Origin of the sequence: Actinomadura mexicana (genome assembly GCF_900188105.1) — a bacterium.
Classification (GTDB): Bacteria; Actinomycetota; Actinomycetes; order Streptosporangiales; family Streptosporangiaceae; genus Spirillospora; species Spirillospora mexicana.
Genome location: NZ_FZNP01000023.1, coordinates 13979 through 33615, shown reverse-complemented (window position 1 = coordinate 33615; position 19637 = coordinate 13979). Strand labels below are relative to the sequence as shown.

Sequence of the window (19637 nt, the reverse complement as noted above, 5' to 3'; positions counted from 1 at the left end):
TCTTTACGGGAAGAATCAGATGGCGGGTTCAGTCGATGCGTGCCCGCGACCCTCGCTTCAACCCCGGATGACGGCCGTGACCGTGTGCGGTGCTTTAAGAGGCGGCGCGGTGCCGTATGGAGCGGAATTCGCAGATCGGCGTGTCGATGCCCAGGTGGACGCGCACCTCGGCCGACAGTAGCGGCACCCACAATTCGATGTGGATCAGAAGTCCACCGGGGTGTTCGATCGGAGGACGAGGCGGTGCCGGGTCGGGCTTGGATGGCTTTTTCACCTGCGGCGGCCTCACCCGAGGCTTCGGCGCCGGGTGCGGCGGCCGGGCGCGGGGTTCGGCCCCCGCCGGTCGGACGGAAGCGTGCCGCTTCGCGAGCGGCTCAGGGACGGGTGCCCTGGCGGCGGGCGGCTTCAGGGCGGGCGGCTTCAGGGTGGGCGGCTTCGCGGCGGGCGGTCGGGCGGCGGGCGGGGCGACCGGCTCGGCGGCGGCAGGCGGTGTGCGCGGTTCCGGTGCGGGCTGGTCGTCGGACACGAGCATCAGGCCGAATGCCATGGCCCCGGCGACGGTCACCGCGGCACCGGCGAGCACCCGCCGCCGCCTGGGCAGGTGCCGCACCCACAGGAAGAAGCCGCCCCTGGACGCCAGGTAGGCGGTGCTCGCCGAGCCGAGGACGAGCGGTCCGATGACGTCGCGCAGCGCCGTGTCCACCTGCGACAGTTCCCTGTAGAGGCCCTTGCAGCGCTTGCAGCCGTCCAGGTGGCGTTCAACCCTGCGGGAGTCGCGGCCCGGGAGCGCGTCCCGCACGTAGGCGCCGAGTTTGTCCAGGACGGGACGGCACGCGTCGCCGGTGTCGAGGCCGTCCAGGTGCATCTGGAGGTAGGCCTGCCGCAGGCCGTCGCGGGCCCGGTAGGCGAGCGCGGCGGCGTCGTTCGCGGTCAGGCCGAGGATCGGGGCGACGTCGGCCGGCCTCCCATCCTCGACCTCGGTGTGCCAGAGGACGGTCTGCCACCGCTCGGGCAGCGACCGGAACGCCCGCGCGACCATCGAACGTTCCAACTCCTCGGCCGCGGGGTCGCCGAAGGGCTCCCCGGCGCCGTACGCCTCGATGCCGTCGGTGTCGGTGTCGGTGTCGGTGTCGGCCGTGTCGATGTCGTGCCGGTCCGCGCGCTGCCGGTCGTGGACCGTCCGCCGCACGGCCGTGAGCAGGTACGGCCGGAACCCGGAGCCGGGCACGCCGCCGCGCCTGAGCACGGAGAGGACCTTCGCGAACGCGTCCTGGACGGCGTCCTCGGCGGCGTCGTGCCCGGCCAGATGGCCCGCGAGCCCGCGCGCGGCGGGCAGGTGCCGCTCGCAGAGCATTCTGCAGGCGGCGTCGTCGCCCTCACGGACCCGGGAGATGAGTGCGGCATCGCTGGGCTCGGCGTCGCGCGGCGCCGTCGCGTCGTCCCGTGGCTCCATGTTTGCTCATTGTGACCGACCGACCACCGGTTGTCGCTCGGTTCGGTCACAGACATCCGCGCGAGCCGACCCGCCCGTCACGTGATCCCGGCGCGTCCCATCTCGGACATCGTGCCGCTGCTCCCCGGCGTCTCCCACCGCACGCCGCAGTCGCGTCCGGACAGTTCGACGGTGGCGATGGCGTTGTCGAACCAGGGGCCGTTCGTCATCCGCCACCGGATCGGCGGGGCGGGCACCTTCGCCAGCTTCGCCAGGACGCGGAACGGCCGGCCGGCGGCCCGCGAGTAGGCGATGCGGTTCGCCCACCGGAACTTGCCCTCCAGCGGGTTGCGCAGCGGCGAGCAGACGATCTGGGTGATCTTCGACCGGGTGGCGGGAGCGGTGATCCGCGCCAGGTAGGAGTAGTGGATGTCGCCGGACAGGAACGAGATGCTCGCCGGCGCCGGGCCGCGCTCCCCGCGCCCGACGGCGACGACGCCGGCGGCGACGGCGCGGAACGACCGTTCGAACGCGGCCCAGTGCTCCAGGTCGGCGGCCTGGCGGATCTTCTCGCCGACCGCCGCCCCGCGCCTGCCCCACGCGCCCTCGGCGACGGCCTCGTTCCACGACTCGGCGTGGTGGATCGCCATGGGCAGCAGGTAGGGGAGCGAGCTGGCGATGAGCAGGTGGTCCATGCCGCCCTGGCACTGACCGTCCAGCCAGTCGAACTCCTCGTCGTCGAGCATGCCGCGCCGGTCGGCCGTGAGCAGGCGGGAGCACCGGCTGTCGACGACGATCAGGCGTGTGCCGGCCCAGTCGTGGGCGTAGCTCCAGCGCATGGTCTCGGGGTGCTTGTCGGCCTTCTCGGCGAACGCGTCCAGGACGGCGCCCGCGTCGCCGGTCGCGTCGGAGGCCGCCCGGACGGCCTCGAAGACGGAATCGGACGCCCGGTCCTCGGGCGACATGTTCCCGAGGTGCTGGTAGATCCAGTACGACCCGATGCCGCCTGTGATGCGCGCCTTCCACCAGGGCTGGGCCCACATCTCCCGGCGCCAGGTGTAGGAGGTGTTCCAGTCGTCGCGGATGTCATGGTCGTCGAAGATCGTGAAGGTGGGGACGGTGGACAGCAGCCACCGGACGGACGGGTCGTCGTGCCAGGCGAGCTTGTAGAGCTGGGTGTAGTCCTCGTAGTCGGCGACCTCGCCGTCCGGCGGCGAGCCCGGGGCGCGGCGGCCGCTGATGAACTCGCGCATCTGGGGGGTCAGCTCGTCGGCGTACACCTGGTCGCCGACCATGAGCAGGACGTCCGGCCAGACGGCGTCCTCCCCGCCGGTCCGGAGCCTGTCGGCGAACGCGGTGAGGGCGTCGTGCCCGTACTCCTCCACGGTGCCGGGCGAGCGGCGGCAGGAACCGAAGGAGATGCGCAGCCCGCCGTGCTCGCGCAGGGTCCTGATATGGGACGGGGGGAACCCGGCGCCGGCCTCGGGCCAGACGGTCTCGCCGTCCGCCACCACCTCGTACGGGATCCGCGCCCCCGGCGCGAGCCCGTCGAGCTCGACGACGGCGTAGTGGTGGCCGTGCGCCGTGAAGGTGCGGGCGGCGGCGTCCACCCCCTGCTCCCGGTTGACGACCCTGACCTCGCACGGACGATCGGTCTCCACCCAGATCGTCGCGGTGCGGTGACTCACGTGCCGGAGGTGGGGGCCGAGTACCAAAGCGGTCATAGAACGCCTCTCTAGCGGACGGGCGCCCTATGTGTCCACCGCGAGGTGGTGAGGCGGCCGGGCCACCGCCGGAGGTCAGCGGGCGCCCAGGACCTCGTCCTCCTTCTCGGGCGTCAGGCCGAGCACGGGACGGTCGGGACGCTGCGGAGCGGTGCCGCCCATCGACCGGAGCCAGGCCCAGGTGTCCGCGACCGTCTCCTGGACGGGCCTGCAACGCAGCCCCGCGGAGAGAGCCTTCCCGACGTTGCCCCGGTGCAGGGTGTCGTACGCCTCGCCAGGCGGGAGCCAAGCGGGAAGGTCGGTCCACGGCTCGATGCCCGCTTCCAGGATCGTTTCCGGGGCCGTCCATACGAGGTGCGCGCTCGACCCCGTCACGTCGACGCAGGCTTGGAGCAGCTCGCCCATCGTCGTGTGGTCGGGTGGGCTGACCAGGTCGTAGGGTCCGCCGAGCCCGTGCTCGACCGCGTCCAGGGTCCAGAGGGCGAGGTCCCGCACGTCGATGTACTGGAGGCCGGCGTCGCGCGGGCCCGGCGCCAGGACGTCGCCGCCCCGCGCCATGCGTGACAGCCACCAGGGCAGCCGCCCGATGTTCTCGTACGGGCCCAGGATGAGGCCCGCCCGCACCAGGAGGGCGTCGTCCCCGTACACGCCGAGTGCCGCCAGTTCTCCGCCGCGCTTCGCCGCCGCGTAGTCGACATCCCCGTCATCCGGGGAGCCGTCCACCACCTCGGCTGCTTCGCCGAGCCCGGCCGGTTCTGGGTACCGGTACACCGAGCGGCTGGAGATGTAGACGTACCGTGCGACACGTCCGTCGAGCAGGCGCGCTGTTTCTCGGACGACGGACGGTGCGCCGGACCAGGTGTCGACGACGGCGTCCCACTCCCCGTCCTCAAGCGCTTCGAGACCGCCCTCTGCGGTGCGGTCGCCGTGCAACGACCCGACTCCCTGGGGCGGCTCATGGCGCCCCCTGTGGAAGACCGTGACGTCCCAGCCGCGGGCAAGAGCCTCCTCGGTGATGGCCCGTCCGACGAACTCCGTCCCGCCCAGCATCAGAAGCCGCATGGGAGAACTCTGCCCTCTGTACGTTCTGTACGGAACGACTGCACGCTCACAGCGTAAAGAGCCGCCTCCGCCGCCGTGCCGGCGAGGTCCGGCGCGAACTGACGCGGTTGCGGACGCCTCAATCGGCGGCGCGGTGGAAACCGATTCCGGGGGTCGGTGCCTCACACCGATCCTGACCGCCCGTCATACCGGGTGGTATTTATACCCCATACATGATTGTCGCGGGAAATTTATGGATTGGCGTTGCGGGCGGCAATGTTCTGGCTATGGTCGAGTTCTTGCAACTCTCATTCGGTGGGGAAATGGGCTTGGGCATTGACGGGTGCCTCGCGTCGATGATGACCATTCCGGGGGCGCGGCGGGTCACGCTGGTCGACTGCGCCAGCGGGCTCGCCGTGGCGGCGGCCGGCCGGGAGGACGTCCTCGACCAGCACGAGGACGCGGCCGGCGCGACCGACGTGGTGCGGGCGGTGCTGGCGTCGCCGGCGCTCAGCGCCACCGCGGCGGGGGACGACGTCGAGGAGATCATCGTTTGCGGAACGGACGGATATCACTTGCTGGCCCTGACCGGAGCGAATCTCGACGGGCACCTCTTCGTCCATTTACTGCTCGATCGGGAAAAGGGCAACATCGCGCTCGCCCGGCTCCGCATGCGCGACCTCCTCGGCGATATCACGGGCGGATGACATGGCGGATGCGGACAAGGGACGGGTCGCCGGAGCCCTGGCGGCGCTGGAACGGGAGAAGGCCACCGGCCTGCTGCGGGTGGGCGGCGACGGCGCGTTCCACGTCGACCGCGGGGCCGTCACCCTCGCCGAGAGCCGGCACACGCCGGGTCCCGGCGACCTGCCGGACGGGCCCGACCCGGAACTGGCGGCGCTGCTCGCGATGTTCGACGCCGCCTGCCTCCTGCTGGCCTCGCGGGCCGAGCCGGCGTTCACCGAGGGGCCGCCGAGCGGCGGCTCCCGGCGGGTCACCGTGGCGACGCTCGTCCACGAGCAGCGCCGCCGCCGCGCCCTCCTCGACGCCGCCTGGCCCGACGGGAGCGTGGACGCCGCGCCGGTGGTGCCGGTCCGGCGCGTCAGGCGGCAGCGCGTCATCCTGACCGGCCTCCAGGCGGAGATCCTGCTCAACGCCGACGGTCGGCGCACCCCCGCGCAGCTGGCCCCCGAGCTCGGGCGGACGGTGTTCGCCTGCCTGCTCGCCGTGCGCGGGCTCGCCGCGGCGTCGCTGGTGCGGACCGGTCCGCCGGACGGGCCCGGCGCCGCGCCGGTCCGGGACGAGGTCGGCGCCGCGCCGGTCCGGGACGAGGTCACCGCCGACTGGGCGCCCACCGACCACGACCTGCTCGTCCGGCTCCACGCGGCGCTGGTGGAGCTCCGCTGACCGTGCTGGGGACCGGGTGGCTCACTTGATCGAAAGGCTGGCGAAGGTGGCGAAACGAGCGGGGGCGGGCATACCGGGCGCGCCGGACGCGGGGCCCGCGGGGGCCGCGGCGGTGCGGGCGACCGGGCAGGCGGTGGCGGCCGAGCTGAGGTCGCTGCGGGCCCGCGTCCCGCAGCTCAACGGGAGCCTCGTGGCCTCCGTGGACGGGCTGCTCATCGCGCACGACCTGCCCGGATCGGTCGAACCCGCCGGCATGGCGGCCGTGACGGCGACGGGCCTGTCCCTCGCGCACCGGATCGCGCAGACCGCGCACGGCGGCGCCTTCCACGAGGTCGTGATCCGCGGCGTGGACGGCTACGTGGTCATCTACGCCGCCGGCCCCACCGCGTCCCTCACCGTCCTCGCGGATCCGGACGTCAACGTGGGCCGCCTCCACCTGGAGTCGCGGCCCGCCGCCCGCGCCGTCGCCGCCTGCCTCACGGGCACGCGCCGTCCCTGACGGCGCGGCACGCACCACCACGAAACACCCACGACCAGGAAAGGGGAGCACCCATGTCCAACCTCGATCTCGCCCTCAAGGACATGATGACGATCGACGGGGCCATCGGCGTCGCCGTCGTCGACTACAACAGCGGGATGGCCCTCGGCCAGCTCGGCAGTTCCAAGACCCTCGACCTGCAGGTCGCGGCCGCAGGGAACACCGAGGTGGTGCGCGCCAAGCTCCGCACGATGGACCAGCTCGGCATCAAGGAGGAGATCGAGGACATCCTCATCAGCATCTCCAGCCAGTACCACGTCATCCGGCCGGTCACCGGCCGCAAGGGCAAGGGGCTGTTCCTCTACATGGCCCTCGACCGCACCCGCGGAAACCTGGCGCTGGCCCGCCACCGCCTCCGCGAGATCGAGGAGAACCTCGAGATCTGACGCACCGCGAAGGCGGCCCCGGGGAGGACCCCCGGGGCCGCCTCCGGCACGTCACTTCGTCAGGTTCAGGCCGCCGGACCGCTCGACGGTCAGGCGGTCGGCGGCCTCGTCGAGGTCGACGACCACCTCGTCGCCGTCGCGGACCTCGCCGGACAGCAGCTCGCGGGCGAGCTGGTCGCCGATCGCCGTCTGCACGAGGCGGCGCAGCGGGCGCGCGCCGTACAGCGGGTCGTAGCCGGTCAGCGCCAGCCACTCGCGGGCCGCCGGCGTGACCCGCAACGCGAGCTGCCGGTCGGCGAGGCGGTCGGCCAGCCGGTCCACCTGCAGGTCGACGATGCGGGTCAGCTCTTCGGTCGACAGGGCGTCGAACAGGATCACGTCGTCCAGGCGGTTGAGGAACTCCGGCTTGAACGAGTTGCGGACGGCGTTCCACACCGCCTCCCGCTTGGCCCCGTTCTCCAGCGTCGGGTCGACGAGGAACTGCGACCCGATGTTGGAGGTGAGGATCAGGATCGTGTTGCGGAAGTCGACCGTGCGGCCCTGGCCGTCGGTGAGGCGGCCGTCGTCCAGCACCTGCAGCAGGATGTCGAAGACCTCCGGGTGCGCCTTCTCCACCTCGTCCAGCAGGACCGCCGAGTACGGGCGGCGCCGGACGGCCTCGGTGAGCTGGCCGCCCTCCTCGTACCCGATGTATCCGGGCGGCGCGCCGACCAGGCGGGCGACGCTGTGCTTCTCGGAGTACTCGCTCATGTCGATGCGGGTCATCGCCCGCTCGTCGTCGAACAGGAACTCCGCGAGCGCCTTCGCCAGCTCCGTCTTGCCGACGCCCGTCGGGCCGAGGAACAGGAACGAGCCGGTCGGGCGGTCGGGGTCGGAGATGCCCGCGCGGGCGCGGCGCACCGCGTCCGACACCGTGCGGACCGCGGCCTCCTGCCCGATCAGCCGCCGGCCGAGGTCGTCCTCCATGCGCAGCAGCTTCGCGGTCTCGCCTTCGAGCAGCCGCCCCGCCGGGATGCCCGTCCAGGACGCGACCACGTCGGCGACGTCGTCCGGGCCGACCTCCTCCTTGACCATCGTGTCGCGGGTCTCGGTCGCCTCCGCCGCCTCCTCCAGCTGCTTCTCCAGCGCCGGGATCTCGCCGTAGACGAGCCGCGAGGACGTCTCCAGGTCGCCGTCGCGCTCGGCCCGCGCCGCCTCGCCGCGCAGCTGGTCGATCCGCTCCTTGATCTCGCCGACCCGGTTCAGCTCCGCCTTCTCCCGCTCCCAGCGGGCGTTCACGCCGCTCAGCTGCTCCTGCCTGTCGGCGAGGTCGGCGCGGAGCCGTTCGAGGCGCTGCCGGGACGCCTCGTCGGTCTCCTTCTCCAGGTTCATCTGCTCCATCTTGAGCCGGTCGACGGCGCGCTGGAGCTCGTCGACCTCGACCGGCCGGGAGTCGATCTCCATGCGCAGCCGGGACGCGGCCTCGTCCACCAGGTCGATCGCCTTGTCCGGCAGGAACCGGGAGGTGATGTAGCGGTCGGACAGCGTCGCCGCCGCCACCATCGCCGAGTCGTTGATCTGCACCTTGTGGTGCGCCTCGTACCGGCCCTTCAGGCCGCGCAGGATCGCGATCGTGTCCTCGACGGTCGGCTCCCCGACGAACACCTGCTGGAACCGGCGCTCCAGGGCGGCGTCCTTCTCGATCCGCTCCCGGTACTCGTCCAGCGTCGTCGCGCCGATCATCCGCAGCTCGCCGCGGGCCAGCATCGGCTTCAGCATGTTGCCGGCGTCCATCGCGCCCTCGGCCGCGCCCGCCCCGACGACGGTGTGCAGCTCGTCGATGAACGTGACGACCTGCCCCTCGCTCTTCTTGATCTCGTTCAGGACGGCCTTCAGCCGCTCCTCGAACTCGCCGCGGTACTTCGCGCCCGCGACCATCGCGCCGAGGTCCAGCGAGACCAGGCGCTTGCCGCGCAGCGACTCGGGGACGTCGCCCGCGATGATCCGCTGCGCCAGGCCCTCCACCACGGCCGTCTTGCCGACGCCGGGCTCGCCGATCAGCACCGGGTTGTTCTTCGTCCGGCGCGACAGCACCTGGATCACGCGGCGGATCTCCGGGTCGCGGCCGATGACCGGGTCGAGCCTGCCGTCGCGGGCCGCCGCCGTCAGGTCGACGCCGTACTTCTCCAGCGACTGGTAGGTGCCCTCGGGGTTCTCGCTCGTGACGCGGGCGTGGCCGCGCACCTTCTCGAACGCTTCGAGCAGCGCCTCCGGCGCCGCGCCGAACTCCTTCAGCAGGCCGGCCGCCGGACCGCCGTCCGCCGCCAGCCCGACCAGCAGGTGCTCGGTCGAGACGTACTCGTCCTCAAGCTGCTGCGCGCGGTTGGCCGCCGTGTTGACCGACCGCTGAAGCTGGCCGGACAGCCGCGGCGTCGCCACCGTCGACCCCTGCGCCTTCGGCATCGCCGCGAGCTGCTCCTCCGCCCGCCGCCGGACCACCTGCCAGTCGGCGCCGACCGCCTCCAGCAGCGGCACCGCCGTCCCGTCCGGCAGTCCGATCAGCGCCACCAGCAGGTGCTGCGGCTCCACCTCGGGGTGCCCCTCGGCCGCCGCCCTGCGGACCGCGACCGACAGCGCCTCCTGGCTCTTCTGCGTCAGCTTGTAGTCCATGACCCCACCCCGTAGCCGTGTTCCATCTGGGGGACCCCCCAGACCCCCGACAACTGCCCTTGCTCAATCCGAGTTGCGCTCGTGCCACACGACGACGCTCGTATGCCTGATGGGCACGAGGTCGGCGCCGGGAGTGCCGCCCGGTTCCCCGTGCCGCCGCTGCTGCGCCAGCCGCGCCGCGACCGCACGGGTCGATTCGAGTTCGTTCGCGAGCTCCTCCAGCGCCGCGTGCGCCTTGGTGAGCTCCTCGCGGAGCCGCACGTTGTCGCGCTGCAACTCGAGGATGTGCTTGATGCCGGACAGGTTGATGCCCTCCTCCTGGGAGAGCCGCTGGATCTCGCGGAGCATCACGATGTCCCGCATCGAGTAGCGGCGTCCCCGGCCCGCCGTCCGACCGGGGGACACCAGGCCCATCCGGTCGTAGGTGCGCAGCGTCTGCGGGTGCAGCCCGGACAGCTGCGCCGCCACGGAGATCACGTAGACCGGGGTGTCGTCGCCGAAGGGATCCACGAAGATCACTCCTGTCTGGCCTGCTGGAGCAGGTCGGCGCGCAGGTCCTCGCCGGCGCCCGCCGTCCGGAGCCGGTCGAGCGCCTCGCGCGACTGCTCGTCCAGCTTCTGCGGGACGTGCACGTCGACGGTGACCAGCAGGTCGCCCTTCGTGCCGTCGCGCCGCGGCGCGCCCCGGCCCTTCACGCGGAACCTGCGGCCGTTGGGAGTGCCCTCCGGCAGCTTCAGCGTGACGGGCTGCCCCTGGAAGGTCGGCACCCGGATCTCGCCGCCGAGCGCTGCCTCGGGGAAGGTCACCGGGATGGTCAGCGTCAGGTTGTCGCCGCTGCGCCCGAACACCTTGTGCGGCAGCACCTTGATGTTCACGTACAGGTCGCCGGCCGTGCCGCCGTTCTCGCCGGGCGCGCCCTTGCCCTTCAGCCGGATCTTCTGCCCGTCCGCGACGCCCGCCGGGATGCGGGCCTGGATCGTCCGGGTGCCGGTCGCGCGGCCGCTGCCGTGGCAGATCGGGCACGGGTCGTCCACGACCAGGCCCCGGCCGCGGCACTCCTTGCACGGCTCCTGGAAGCCGAAGTTGCCGAGGTTGCGGGTCTCGTGCCCGGTGCCCTCGCAGTTCGGGCACACCCGCGGCACGGTGCCGGCCTTGGCGCCCGTCCCGTGGCAGCCGTTGCAGGCCGCCTCGCTGGTCAGCTTGATCGGCACGGTGACGCCGTCCATCGCGCGGCCGAACGACAGGGTCACCTCGGTCTCGACGTCCGCGCCGCGCCGCGCGCGCCGCGTCCCCGCCGTGCGGGTGCCGCCGCCGGCGCCGCCGCGCCCGCCGAACAGGCCGCCGAACAGGTCGCCGATGCGCTCCCCGGCGCCGCCCGGCTGCGTCCCGCCGCCGGTCTGGCCGAACAGGTCGCCGAGGTCGAAGCCGAACCCGCCCCCCTGCTGCCCGCGGAAACCGCCCGGCATCGAGCGCACCGCGTCGTACTCCTTGCGGCGCTTCTCGTCGGACAGGACGTCGTAGGCCTCCGAGACCTCCTTGAAGCGGTCCTCGGCCTCGGCGTCGCCCTTGTTGGCGTCCGGGTGGTACTTGCGGGCCAGCTTCCGGTAGGACTTCTTGATCTCCTCCTGCGAGGCCGTCTTCGCGACACCGAGGACCTTGTAGTAGTCCTTCTCCAGGTAGTCCTTGGTGCTCACGGCGCCCCGCCTTCTGCTATCGCCACTTGCCACATGTCTTCAGGCCCTCGCGGGGCCCGCCCTCGCGGGCGGGCCCCTGGGGATCATTCGTCCGGTTCGTCGTCCGCGTCGCCCGGCCCGCCGCCGGGCTCGCCGGCTGCGGAGTCCGGGTCGGGGTCGGCCACCGCCACGCGGGCGGGCCGCAGGACCCGCTCGCCGATCCGGTAGCCGGGCTGCAGGACGTCGGTGACGCTCGTCTCGGTCACCTCGGCCGAGAGCGAGTGCATCAGCGCCTCGTGCACGACCGGGTCGAAGGGCTCGCCCTTCTCCCCGTACCGCTCCAGGCCGAGCTTGCCGGTGACCGCCTCAAGGCTCTCCGCGACGGACTTGAACCCGCCGGTGAGCTCCTCGTGGTCCCGGGCGCGGCCGATGTCGTCCAGCACCGGGAGCAGCTCGGACAGCACCTGCCCGAGGGCCTGCTCGCGGACCGCGACCCGGTCGCGCTCGACGCGCTTGCGGTAGTTGTCGTACTCCGCCTTGAGGCGCTGGAGGTCGGCGAGCCGCTCCGCCAGCTGGGTCTTCAACGAGGAGTCCTCCTCGCCCGTGGCCTTGGCGCCGCCCCCGTCCACCGGGGCCTCCGGGGCCGGCGGGGACTCCCCCGCCTGCGCCCGGACCTCCCCCGTCTCGGGATCGATGCGCCGCTTGTCGCGGATCACCGGGCCCTCCTTCTCCTCGCCCCCGCTGGGAGAGGACGTCACGATGCATCACCCTTCGGCTTGTCCTCGTCCACGATCTCGGCGTCGACGACCTCGTCGTCCTGCGGCTCGCCGCCCGTGGCGTCGGCCGTCGGCCCGTGGTCCTCGGCGCCGGCCTGGGCGCCCTCGGGGTTCTGCGCGTACATCGCGGCGCCCATCTTCTGGCTCACCTGCGCGAGCTTCTCGGCGCTGCCCTTGATGGCGTCGACGTCGGTGCCCTCCAGGGCCTTCTTGACCTCGGCGACCGCGTCGTTCACCTCGGTCTTCAGCTCCGCGGGGACCTTCTCGTCGTTCTCCCGCAGGAACTTCTCGGTCGAGTACGCGAGGGTGTCGGCCTGGTTGCGGACCTCGGCCTCCTCCTTGCGCCGGCGGTCCTCCTCGGCGAACTGCTCGGCGTCGCGCATCATCTTCTCGATGTCGTCCTTGGGCAGCGCGCTGCCGCCCGTGATGACCATCGACTGCTCGCGGCCGGTGCCCTGGTCCTTCGCGCTGACGTTCACGATGCCGTTGGCGTCGATGTCGAAGGTGACCTCGATCTGCGGGACGCCGCGCGGCGCCGGCGGCAGACCGGTGAGCTGGAACGTGCCGAGCTTCTTGTTGTACGCGGCGATCTCGCGCTCGCCCTGGTAGACCTGGATCTCCACGGACGGCTGGTTGTCGTCGGCGGTGGTGAACGTCTCCGACCGCTTGGTCGGGATCGTGGTGTTCCGCTCGATGATCTTGGTGAAGATGCCGCCCTTGGTCTCGATGCCGAGGCTCAGCGGGGTCACGTCCAGCAGCAGGACGTCCTTGACCTCGCCCTTGAGCACGCCGGCCTGGAGGCTGGCGCCGATCGCGACGACCTCGTCGGGGTTGACGCCCTTGTTCGGGTCCTTGCCGCCGGTCAGCTCCTTGACCAGCTCGGAGACCGCGGGCATCCGGGTGGAACCGCCGACCATGACGACCTGGTCGATCTCCTTCACCGAGATGCCGGCGTCCTTCAGCACCTGCTGGAACGGCGCCTTGGTGCGCTCCAGGAGGTCGGAGGTCATCCGCTGGAACTCGGCGCGGGTGAGCTTCTCGTCCAGGTGCAGCGGGCCCTCGGCGGACGCGGTGATGTAGGGCAGGTTGATCTGCGTCTCGGACGAGCCGGACAGCTCGATCTTGGCCTTCTCCGCGGCCTCGCGGAGCCGCTGCAGCGCCATCTTGTCCTTGGACAGGTCGACGCCGTTGGCGTTCTTGAACCGCTCGACCAGCCAGTCGACGACCTTGTTGTCCCAGTCGTCGCCGCCCAGGTGGTTGTCGCCGCTGGTGGCCTTCACCTCGACCACGCCGTCGCCGACCTCCAGCAGGGACACGTCGAACGTGCCGCCGCCGAGGTCGAAGACCAGGATGGTGGCCTCGTTCTCCTTCTCCAGGTGGTAGGCCAGGGCCGCCGAGGTCGGCTCGTTGATGATGCGCAGGACGTTCAGCCCCGCGATCTGGCCGGCCTCCTTGGTGGCCTGCCGCTGGTGGTCGGAGAAGTAGGCGGGCACGGTGATGACGGCGTCGGTGACCGTCTCGCCCAGGTAGGACTCGGCGTCCCGCTTGAGCTTCTGCAGCACGAACGCGCTGATCTGCTGCGGGTTGAAGTCCTTGTCGTCGATCTTGGTCTTCCAGTCGGTGCCCATCTCGCGCTTGACCGACCGGATCGTCCGGTCCACGTTGGTCACCGCCTGGCGCTTGGCGACCTCGCCGACCAGGACCTCGCCGTTCTTGGCGAAGGCGACGACGGACGGCGTGGTCCGCGACCCCTCCGCGTTCGCGATGACGGTGGGCTCGCCGCCCTCCAGGATCGCGACGACCGAGTTGGTCGTCCCGAGGTCGATGCCGACCGCACGTGCCATGTTTCTCGTCCTCCGTCGTATCCGGTGTTATCGCAGCCCCGGTCGCCCCCGAGGCGCGGCCGGTTGAGTCTTCTGTCCGCTAGGTTGCCCGGCGTCCTCGTCCTTGTCAAATGACTTGAGTCGGCCGGACTCAACTTTGCTGACGACCTCTACAACAGGACGAGTGAGCGCCCTATTCCGGTTCCCGGCCCTGTCCGCGATATCCGGCTCGTTGTCCGGGCGGAGGGCGCATGCGCGTGAAGGGTGATCGGGGGATCGGTTGACAACGGGTGACCGAGCACTCCCCCGACGACGAGGATCACCCCATGGCCCACCACCACCCGCCGGATCCCGGGTCCCGGTCCGGTGCGGAGCCGGACGCGTCCGGCTCCGACGCCTCGGACGCCTCGGACGCGGCGGACGCGGCGGCGATCGTGCGGTCGCGGCACGAGCCCGCCGCGTTCGCGGAGATCTTCCACCGCCACTTCTCCGCGATCCACGGGTACGCGGCGCGGCGCCTCGGCGCCGACGCGGCGGACGACATCGCCGCCGAGACCTTCCTCGCCGCGTTCAACAAGCGCGGCCGGTTCGATCCCGACCGCGGCACGGTCCGCCCGTGGCTGTACGGCATCGCGACCCGGCTGATCGGGCTGCACCGGCGGACGGAGGGCCGCCGCTTCCGGGCGCTGGCGCGCACGCCCGCCGAGCACGTCCAGCACGGCCACGAGGACCGGGTCACGGCGCGCGTCACGGCGGGCGGCGCGGGCGCGGACCTCGCCGACGCGCTGGCCCGGCTGCCGCGGGGGGATCGGGACGTCCTGCTGCTGGTGGCGCTGGCCGACCTGACCTACGAGGAGGTCGGGCAGGCGCTCGGCCTCAAGACGGGCACCGTCGCGTCCCGCCTGCACCGCGCCCGGCGCCGCCTGAGGGAGTCGCTCGGTGGAACCAATCCCGCGCTGATCGTTGAGGAGACGCCCGCGTGAACGAGATCGACATGAACGAGACGGCCCGGGTCCGCCGGCTGCTGGGCGAGCCGCCGCCCCCGTCGGCGGAGGCGTCGGCGCGGGCGCTGGCCAGGCTGGAGAGGGCGATGGCGCCGGGCGGCGCGCGCGTCCGGCCGTCCAGGTCGGGACGGCGGCGCTTCGGCCGGCCGGTCCAGTTGGGCGCGGGGCTCGTCGCGGCCGGAGCGGCGGCGGCCGTCGCCATCGTGGCCACCGGCCAGGGTTCGCCGGGTTCGCCGCCGGACGCGCCGCCCGCCGCCGTCGACCTGGGCAGGCAGGCGGTGCTCGTGGCGGCGGACAAGGCCGCCGAGCAGCCGACGGGCAACTACTGGTCCGCGGAGAGGATCAGCGGTCAGGCCTACGTGGTGCGGGCGCGGACCGGAACGTACGCGATCTTCGGTGCGCACGACGAGACGTTCGACTGGGCCGGGGCGAGGAAGGGCATGGGGGAGGCGTACTACGCCCGTGACCTGCCGGCCCGTCCGCAGACCCCGGAGGACGAGGCGCTGTGGCGCAAGGCCGGGTCGCCGTCGGCCATCCGCGTCTGGTCCAACGACCACTACTCCACCTACACCACCAAGGCGACCCGGTGGCGGTCGGAAGGGCCCGAGGTGGGCCTCGACCGGGAGGGAGGCGGGACGTTCATGAAAAAGTCGGTCGAGGAGCTGCGGAACCTGCCGACCGACCCGGCCAAGCTCGCCGAGATGTTCCTGGGTGACGACCTGATGCAGAAGGGGGCGGGCCTGGACCCGAAGCGGGCGAAGGCGGAGCAGTCGCGGCTGCGGCCCGGGCAGGCCGCCACCCTCAAGATCATGCGGGTGGCGGGGCTCCTCGGCACGCCGATGCCGCCGAAGGTGCGGTCGGGCCTGATGAAGGCGCTGGCCGCGCAGCCGGGCGTCCACGCGATCGGCCGCGTCACCGACCCGCTGGGCCGCCGCGGCGTCGCGCTGGCCTCCGGGGACCGCGCCGTCACGGTCACGGGGGAGTACGGCACGCCGGAGGCCGAGCAGGGCACCTACCGCGCCCGCCAGACGATCGTCTTCGACGAGCGGACCGGCGCGCTGCTCTCCCGGCAGTACGTGCTGACCCGGCCGGGCGGTCCGTACGCGCGGATGAAGCCGGGCTTCGTCATCGAGTACCAGGCCGTTCGCGGGGCGGGGTGGACCGACGCCAAGCCGAAGCCGCCCGCGGAGCTGCCCTTCTGACCCGGTCATGACCGGCTTGCGCGCAGGCCCCCCGCCCGCTACCGGGCGGGGGGCCTGCGGGCTTCCAGGCCGTCGAGGACGCAGGCGAGCCCGAACGCGAAGCGGCCCTCCAGGACGTCGCCGGTCTCCTTCATCCAGATCTCGCGGATGTGGGACGCGAGGCCGGGCCGCTCCTCGTCCAGCCGGCCCAGGTAGGAGCCGAGGTTCTCGACCCATTCGGCGGCGGACGTGCCGGGCTGGGCGCGCTGCCAGCTCGCCTCGCTGCCGGCCGCGCCGATGACGTAGTCGACCACCGCCGACCAGGCGTACTCGAGGTCGAATCCGGTGAACCCGGCGGACCCGAACGCGGCGAGGACCTCGTCCAGGACGCGGGTCGCGTTCGGGCCGATCATCGGGCGGCCGCCGAACAGCGTCACCGTCCACGGATGCCGCTTGATCATCGTGCGGAGGCTGCGCGCGTAGCCGGTCGCGGCGGACCGCCAGCCTTCCCCGGACGGGACCGCCACCTCGGCCATGACCCGGTCGAGGGCGAGCTCCAGCAGCTCGTCCTTGTTCGCCACGTGCCAGTACACCGACGTCGCGCCCGAGTTCAGGCGGGTGCCGAGGCGGCGCATGCTGAGCCCGTCCAGCCCCTCGGCGTCGAGCAGGTCGAGCGCGGCGTCGACGATCTGCGGCCGGCTGAGGGCGGGCTGGGCGCGCCGCGCTCGCTCCGGCCGCACCCAGACGGACGGCGCCCTGTTCTCCTCGGCCATCGGCATGCCCCTCCCGCTCTCGTACAGGGTACCGGGACTTGAACACCGTGCGAGAACAGTCGTACAGTGTGCGAGTTCACTCGAACACCGTACGAGAAAGTGGGAGTGGTCATGGACGAATCCCCCGCCCCGCATCCGCGGCGCTGGCAGATCCTCGGCGTGCTGTGCCTCAGCCTGTTCGTCGTCGTGGTCGACAACACGATCCTCAACGTGGCGATCCCGTCCCTGCTCCGGGACCTCGACGCCACCACGTCCGACGTCCAGTGGGTGATCGACGCCTACTCGCTGGTGTTCGCCGGCCTGCTGATCACGGCGGGCAGCCTCGGCGACCGGCACGGGCGCCGCCGCGCGATGCTGGTCGGCTTCGCGCTGTTCGGCGCCGGATCCCTGCTCGCCGCCTTCGCGCAGAGCCCCGCCCAGCTCGTCGCGATGCGTGCGCTGATGGGCGTCGGAGGCGCGTTCCTCATGCCCGGGACGTTGTCGATCATGGCGCAGGTGTTCGGTCCGGACGAGCGGGGCAAGGCGTTCGCCATCTGGGGCGCGACGTCCATGGTCGGGCTCGCCGCCGGGCCGACGCTCGGCGGGTTCCTGCTGGAGCACTTCTGGTGGGGCTCGGTCTTCCTCGTGAACGTTCCCGTCGCCGTGGCCGCCGTCGCCGGGCTGCTGATCCTCGTCCCCGAGTCGCGCGGGCCGCGCGGGCCGCGCCGCCGGCCGGACGTGCCCGGCGCCGTGCTGTCCACGGCGGGCATGTCGGCGCTGGTCTGGGCGGTCATCTCCGGCCCCGCGCACGGCTGGACCGGCGCCCGCACGCTCGGCGGGCTGGCCGCCGGCATCGCCGCGCTCGCCCTGTTCGCCGCGTGGCAGCACCGCAACCCCGAGCCGATGCTCGACCTGCGCCTGCTGCGCGACCGCGACTTCTCCGGGGCCGCCGCCATGATCGCGCTGTTCGGGTTCGCGCTGGCCGGGATGCTGTTCGCCCTGACCCAGCTGCTCCAGTTCGTGCACGGCTACGGGCCGCTCAAGGCCGGGCTCGCGCTGCTGCCGGTCGCCGTCTCCGCCGGCCTCGGCAACGGCCTCGGCGCGTCGCTGGAGTCGCGGTTCGGCGCCCGTCCCGCCCTCGTCACCGGGTTCTGCGTCGCCGCGGCCGGGTTCCTGGTCCTCGGGCTGACCGGACCGGACGACGGCTACGGCGCGCTCGGCCTCGGGCTCGCCATCCTCGGCTTCGGCGCCGGGCTCGGCACGCCGCCCGCCTACAGCACGCTCATGGCCGCCGTCCCGCCCGCGGAGGCCGGGGTCGGCTCGGCGGTGAACGACGCCGGTCAGGAGCTCGGCAGCGCGCTCGGCGTCGCCGTCCTCGGCAGCGTCGTCTCCGCCGCCTACGCCCGCGGCCTGCCGGGCACCGCGCCCGCGGCCGCGCGCCACTCGCTCGGCGAGGCCCTGGCGATCGGCGACCCCGGCCTCGCCCGCGCCGCACGCGACGCCTTCGCCCACGCGGTGTCGGCCGCCTCGTTCGCCGCGTGCGGCGCGATGCTGGCCGCCGCCCTGTTCGCCGCGTTCGTCGTGCGCGCCCGCCGTCCCGCGGCCGCGGACGCGCCGGAGGCCGTCAGGACGTGAGGTCGGACGGGGCGGTCCCCGTGCCGGTGAGCGGCAGGCCGAGAGCGACCCGCTCGGCCAGCCAGGCGCTCGGACGGTAGCGCGGGTCGCCGGTCGACACGTGCATCTGGTTCAGCACGCCGAGCACGCGCTCGGCGCCCACGTGGTCGCCCCACTCCAGCGGTCCGCGAGGGTAGCCGAGCCCGAGCCGGACGGCGGTGTCGATGTCGTCGGGACCGGCCAGCCGCTGCTCGGCGATGCCGCAGCCCACGTTGACGATCGACGCCAGCAGCCGCGGCGCGACGGCGACGGGCGCGTCCCGCACGACGGTCACCGGCCGTCCCGTGGCGAGCAGGGCGGCGAGCGCCGCGCGGCCCGCCTCCGGGTCGAGCGCGGGCTGCACGGTGAGGGTGATCCGGCCGAAGAACCCGAAGAACCCGTCGATCCCCAGGGTCCGCTCCCCGGGGAGGCCCCCCGCGACCTGGTCGGCGACGCTCATGTCCGTCGCGGCGTCGACCAGCAGGACGGCCTCCCCGGACGGCTCGTCACCCCCCTCGACCTCCACCCCGGCCTCGGACAGCAGCAGCCCCAGCGTCTCGCGGTGCTGCGGCTCCTGGAACCAGACGGGCCGGAAGTCGGTGGCCGGGGCGCCCGCCTCGGCGGGCTCCTGCCTCACCCCGTCCACGTACCTGTAGAAGCCCTCGCCGGTCTTGCGTCCGAGGAGCCCGGCCTCGAGGCGCGCCCTGCCGATCCTGGACGGACGGAACCGCGGCTCGGTGTAGAAACCCGTCCAGATGGACTCCATCACCGGGTGCGACACGTCCATCCCGGTCAGGTCGAGCAGCTCGCAGGGCCCCATCTTCAGGCCGAGGACGTCCCGCGCGATGCGGTCGATGTCCGCCGGCTCGGCGGCGCCCTCGGAGAGGATCTGCAACGCCTCCGTCACCAGGCCGCGCCCTGCGTGGTTGACGAGGAAGCCGGGCGCGTCGGGCGCGAGCACGGGGGTGTGGCCGAGACGCCTCACCAGGTCGGCGAGCGCGTCGGGAATCCACTCGGCCGTGCGCGTCCCCGGAATCACCTCGACGAGCTTCATCAGCGGCACCGGATTGAAGAAGTGCAGCCCCGCGAGCCTGGACGGGTCGTCCAGCGCCGCGGCGATCGCCGTCACCGGCAGCGAACTGGTGTTGGTCGCGAGGATGGTGTGCGCCGGGCAGACCTTCTCCAGGGACCTGAACAGTTCCCGCTTGGTCTCCATGTCCTCCCGGACGGCCTCCACGACGAGGTCGCAGTCCTGGAGCGGGGTGAGCGGCTCGCCGACCGGCCGCAGCCGCCCCTTCGCCGCCTCCGCGTCCGCGGCCGTCATGCGTCCCTTCGCCGCGAGCCTGTCGAACATGGCCCCGACGTACTCGGCCGCCTCCATCACGGCCTGCGTCCGGATGTCGGCCAGCTCCACCGTCAGCCCGCCCGCCGCGGCGAGCTGCGCGATCCCGCGCCCCATCGCCCCGGCCCCGATCACCCGGATCGTCGTCGCCCTGCCCGCCCACCGCTCCACGTCGCCTCCCGCGCTCGCCCAGCCCTCTGGCCCACGTCCCGGTTCGCCACCGCCATGGGTACCCAGCATTCAACCCTCCCCTGGG

17 protein-coding genes are annotated in these 19637 nt (G+C 72.8%); 7 read left to right on the top strand and 10 right to left on the bottom strand.

Annotated elements, in window-relative coordinates:
* Positions 1 to 94: 94 nt before the first annotated feature.
* The 3 genes from CHC11_RS36580 to CHC11_RS36570 all read right to left on the bottom strand — a co-directional run bounded on the left by CHC11_RS36580 (position 95) and on the right by CHC11_RS36570 (position 4218).
* Positions 95 to 1453, bottom strand: a complete 1359-nt coding sequence (locus CHC11_RS36580; RefSeq protein ID WP_089316476.1) for a sigma-70 family RNA polymerase sigma factor — start codon at positions 1451 to 1453, stop codon at positions 95 to 97.
* Between the two features lie 77 nt (positions 1454 to 1530).
* Positions 1531 to 3156 (bottom strand): DUF7800 domain-containing protein, encoded by a 1626-nt coding sequence (locus CHC11_RS36575; RefSeq protein WP_089316475.1) that lies wholly within the window; start codon positions 3154 to 3156, stop codon positions 1531 to 1533.
* Positions 3157 to 3231: 75 nt separating this feature from the next.
* Entirely contained in the window at positions 3232 to 4218 is a 987-nt protein-coding gene (locus CHC11_RS36570; RefSeq protein WP_089316474.1) for an NAD-dependent epimerase/dehydratase family protein, read from the bottom strand.
* A gap of 266 nt (positions 4219 to 4484) precedes the next feature.
* On the opposite strand from CHC11_RS36570, the gene CHC11_RS36565 reads away from it, so the two are divergent.
* The 4 genes from CHC11_RS36565 to CHC11_RS36550 are packed head-to-tail and all read left to right on the top strand — an operon-like array spanning position 4485 to position 6528.
* A complete protein-coding gene (locus CHC11_RS36565; protein ID WP_245920228.1) occupies positions 4485 to 4904 on the top strand; it encodes a hypothetical protein in 420 nt (139 codons plus the stop codon).
* Between the two features lies 1 nt (position 4905).
* Positions 4906 to 5604: a hypothetical protein gene (locus CHC11_RS36560; protein ID WP_089316473.1), complete on the top strand. Its 699-nt coding sequence runs from the start codon at positions 4906 to 4908 to the stop codon at positions 5602 to 5604.
* Between the two features lie 25 nt (positions 5605 to 5629).
* Positions 5630 to 6103, top strand: a complete 474-nt coding sequence (locus tag CHC11_RS36555) for a roadblock/LC7 domain-containing protein (RefSeq protein WP_245920226.1) — start codon at positions 5630 to 5632, stop codon at positions 6101 to 6103.
* A gap of 53 nt (positions 6104 to 6156) precedes the next feature.
* Positions 6157 to 6528 carry a hypothetical protein gene (locus CHC11_RS36550; RefSeq protein ID WP_089316472.1) on the top strand — a complete coding sequence of 124 codons (372 nt, stop codon included), beginning with the start codon at positions 6157 to 6159 and terminating at the stop codon, positions 6526 to 6528.
* Positions 6529 to 6579: 51 nt separating this feature from the next.
* Here the strand turns inward: CHC11_RS36550 and clpB are convergent, their stop codons facing one another.
* The 5 genes from clpB to dnaK form a co-directional block, all read right to left on the bottom strand.
* Positions 6580 to 9177, bottom strand: a complete 2598-nt coding sequence (gene clpB, locus CHC11_RS36545) for an ATP-dependent chaperone ClpB (RefSeq protein WP_089316471.1) — start codon at positions 9175 to 9177, stop codon at positions 6580 to 6582.
* A gap of 63 nt (positions 9178 to 9240) precedes the next feature.
* Complete coding sequence (locus CHC11_RS36540; protein ID WP_425427374.1) at positions 9241 to 9687, bottom strand: heat shock protein transcriptional repressor HspR; 447 nt, start codon at positions 9685 to 9687, stop codon at positions 9241 to 9243.
* 5 nt (positions 9688 to 9692) lie between these two features.
* On the bottom strand, positions 9693 to 10871 hold the full coding sequence (gene dnaJ, locus CHC11_RS36535) for a molecular chaperone DnaJ (RefSeq protein WP_089316470.1): 1179 nt from the start codon (positions 10869 to 10871) through the stop codon (positions 9693 to 9695).
* Positions 10872 to 10954: 83 nt separating this feature from the next.
* Positions 10955 to 11611, bottom strand: coding sequence for a nucleotide exchange factor GrpE (grpE, locus tag CHC11_RS36530; RefSeq protein WP_425427376.1), 657 nt, complete (start codon positions 11609 to 11611; stop codon positions 10955 to 10957).
* The gene (dnaK, locus tag CHC11_RS36525; RefSeq protein WP_089316468.1) at positions 11605 to 13470 is read right to left on the bottom strand and encodes a molecular chaperone DnaK; all 1866 of its coding nucleotides are present in this window, start codon (positions 13468 to 13470) and stop codon (positions 11605 to 11607) included. Before dnaK ends, grpE begins: the two co-directional genes overlap by 7 nt.
* A gap of 269 nt (positions 13471 to 13739) precedes the next feature.
* Between dnaK and CHC11_RS36520 the strand changes: the two genes are divergently transcribed.
* Positions 13740 to 14432, top strand: coding sequence for an RNA polymerase sigma factor (locus tag CHC11_RS36520; RefSeq protein WP_245920224.1), 693 nt, complete (start codon positions 13740 to 13742; stop codon positions 14430 to 14432).
* On the top strand, positions 14429 to 15655 hold the full coding sequence (locus CHC11_RS36515) for a CU044_5270 family protein (protein WP_089316467.1): 1227 nt from the start codon (positions 14429 to 14431) through the stop codon (positions 15653 to 15655). Before CHC11_RS36520 ends, CHC11_RS36515 begins: the two co-directional genes overlap by 4 nt.
* 38 nt (positions 15656 to 15693) lie before the next feature.
* Here the strand turns inward: CHC11_RS36515 and CHC11_RS36510 are convergent, their stop codons facing one another.
* On the bottom strand, positions 15694 to 16407 hold the full coding sequence (locus tag CHC11_RS36510) for a TetR/AcrR family transcriptional regulator C-terminal domain-containing protein (protein ID WP_218826398.1): 714 nt from the start codon (positions 16405 to 16407) through the stop codon (positions 15694 to 15696).
* Positions 16408 to 16518: 111 nt separating this feature from the next.
* Between CHC11_RS36510 and CHC11_RS36505 the strand changes: the two genes are divergently transcribed.
* Positions 16519 to 18021: an MFS transporter gene (locus CHC11_RS36505; protein WP_089316531.1), complete on the top strand. Its 1503-nt coding sequence runs from the start codon at positions 16519 to 16521 to the stop codon at positions 18019 to 18021.
* Here the strand turns inward: CHC11_RS36505 and CHC11_RS36500 are convergent.
* The gene (locus CHC11_RS36500; protein WP_089316465.1) at positions 18011 to 19552 is read right to left on the bottom strand and encodes a 3-hydroxyacyl-CoA dehydrogenase; all 1542 of its coding nucleotides are present in this window, start codon (positions 19550 to 19552) and stop codon (positions 18011 to 18013) included. The two genes, CHC11_RS36505 and CHC11_RS36500, sit on opposite strands and share 11 nt — an antisense overlap.
* Between the last annotated feature and the right edge of the window lie 85 nt (positions 19553 to 19637).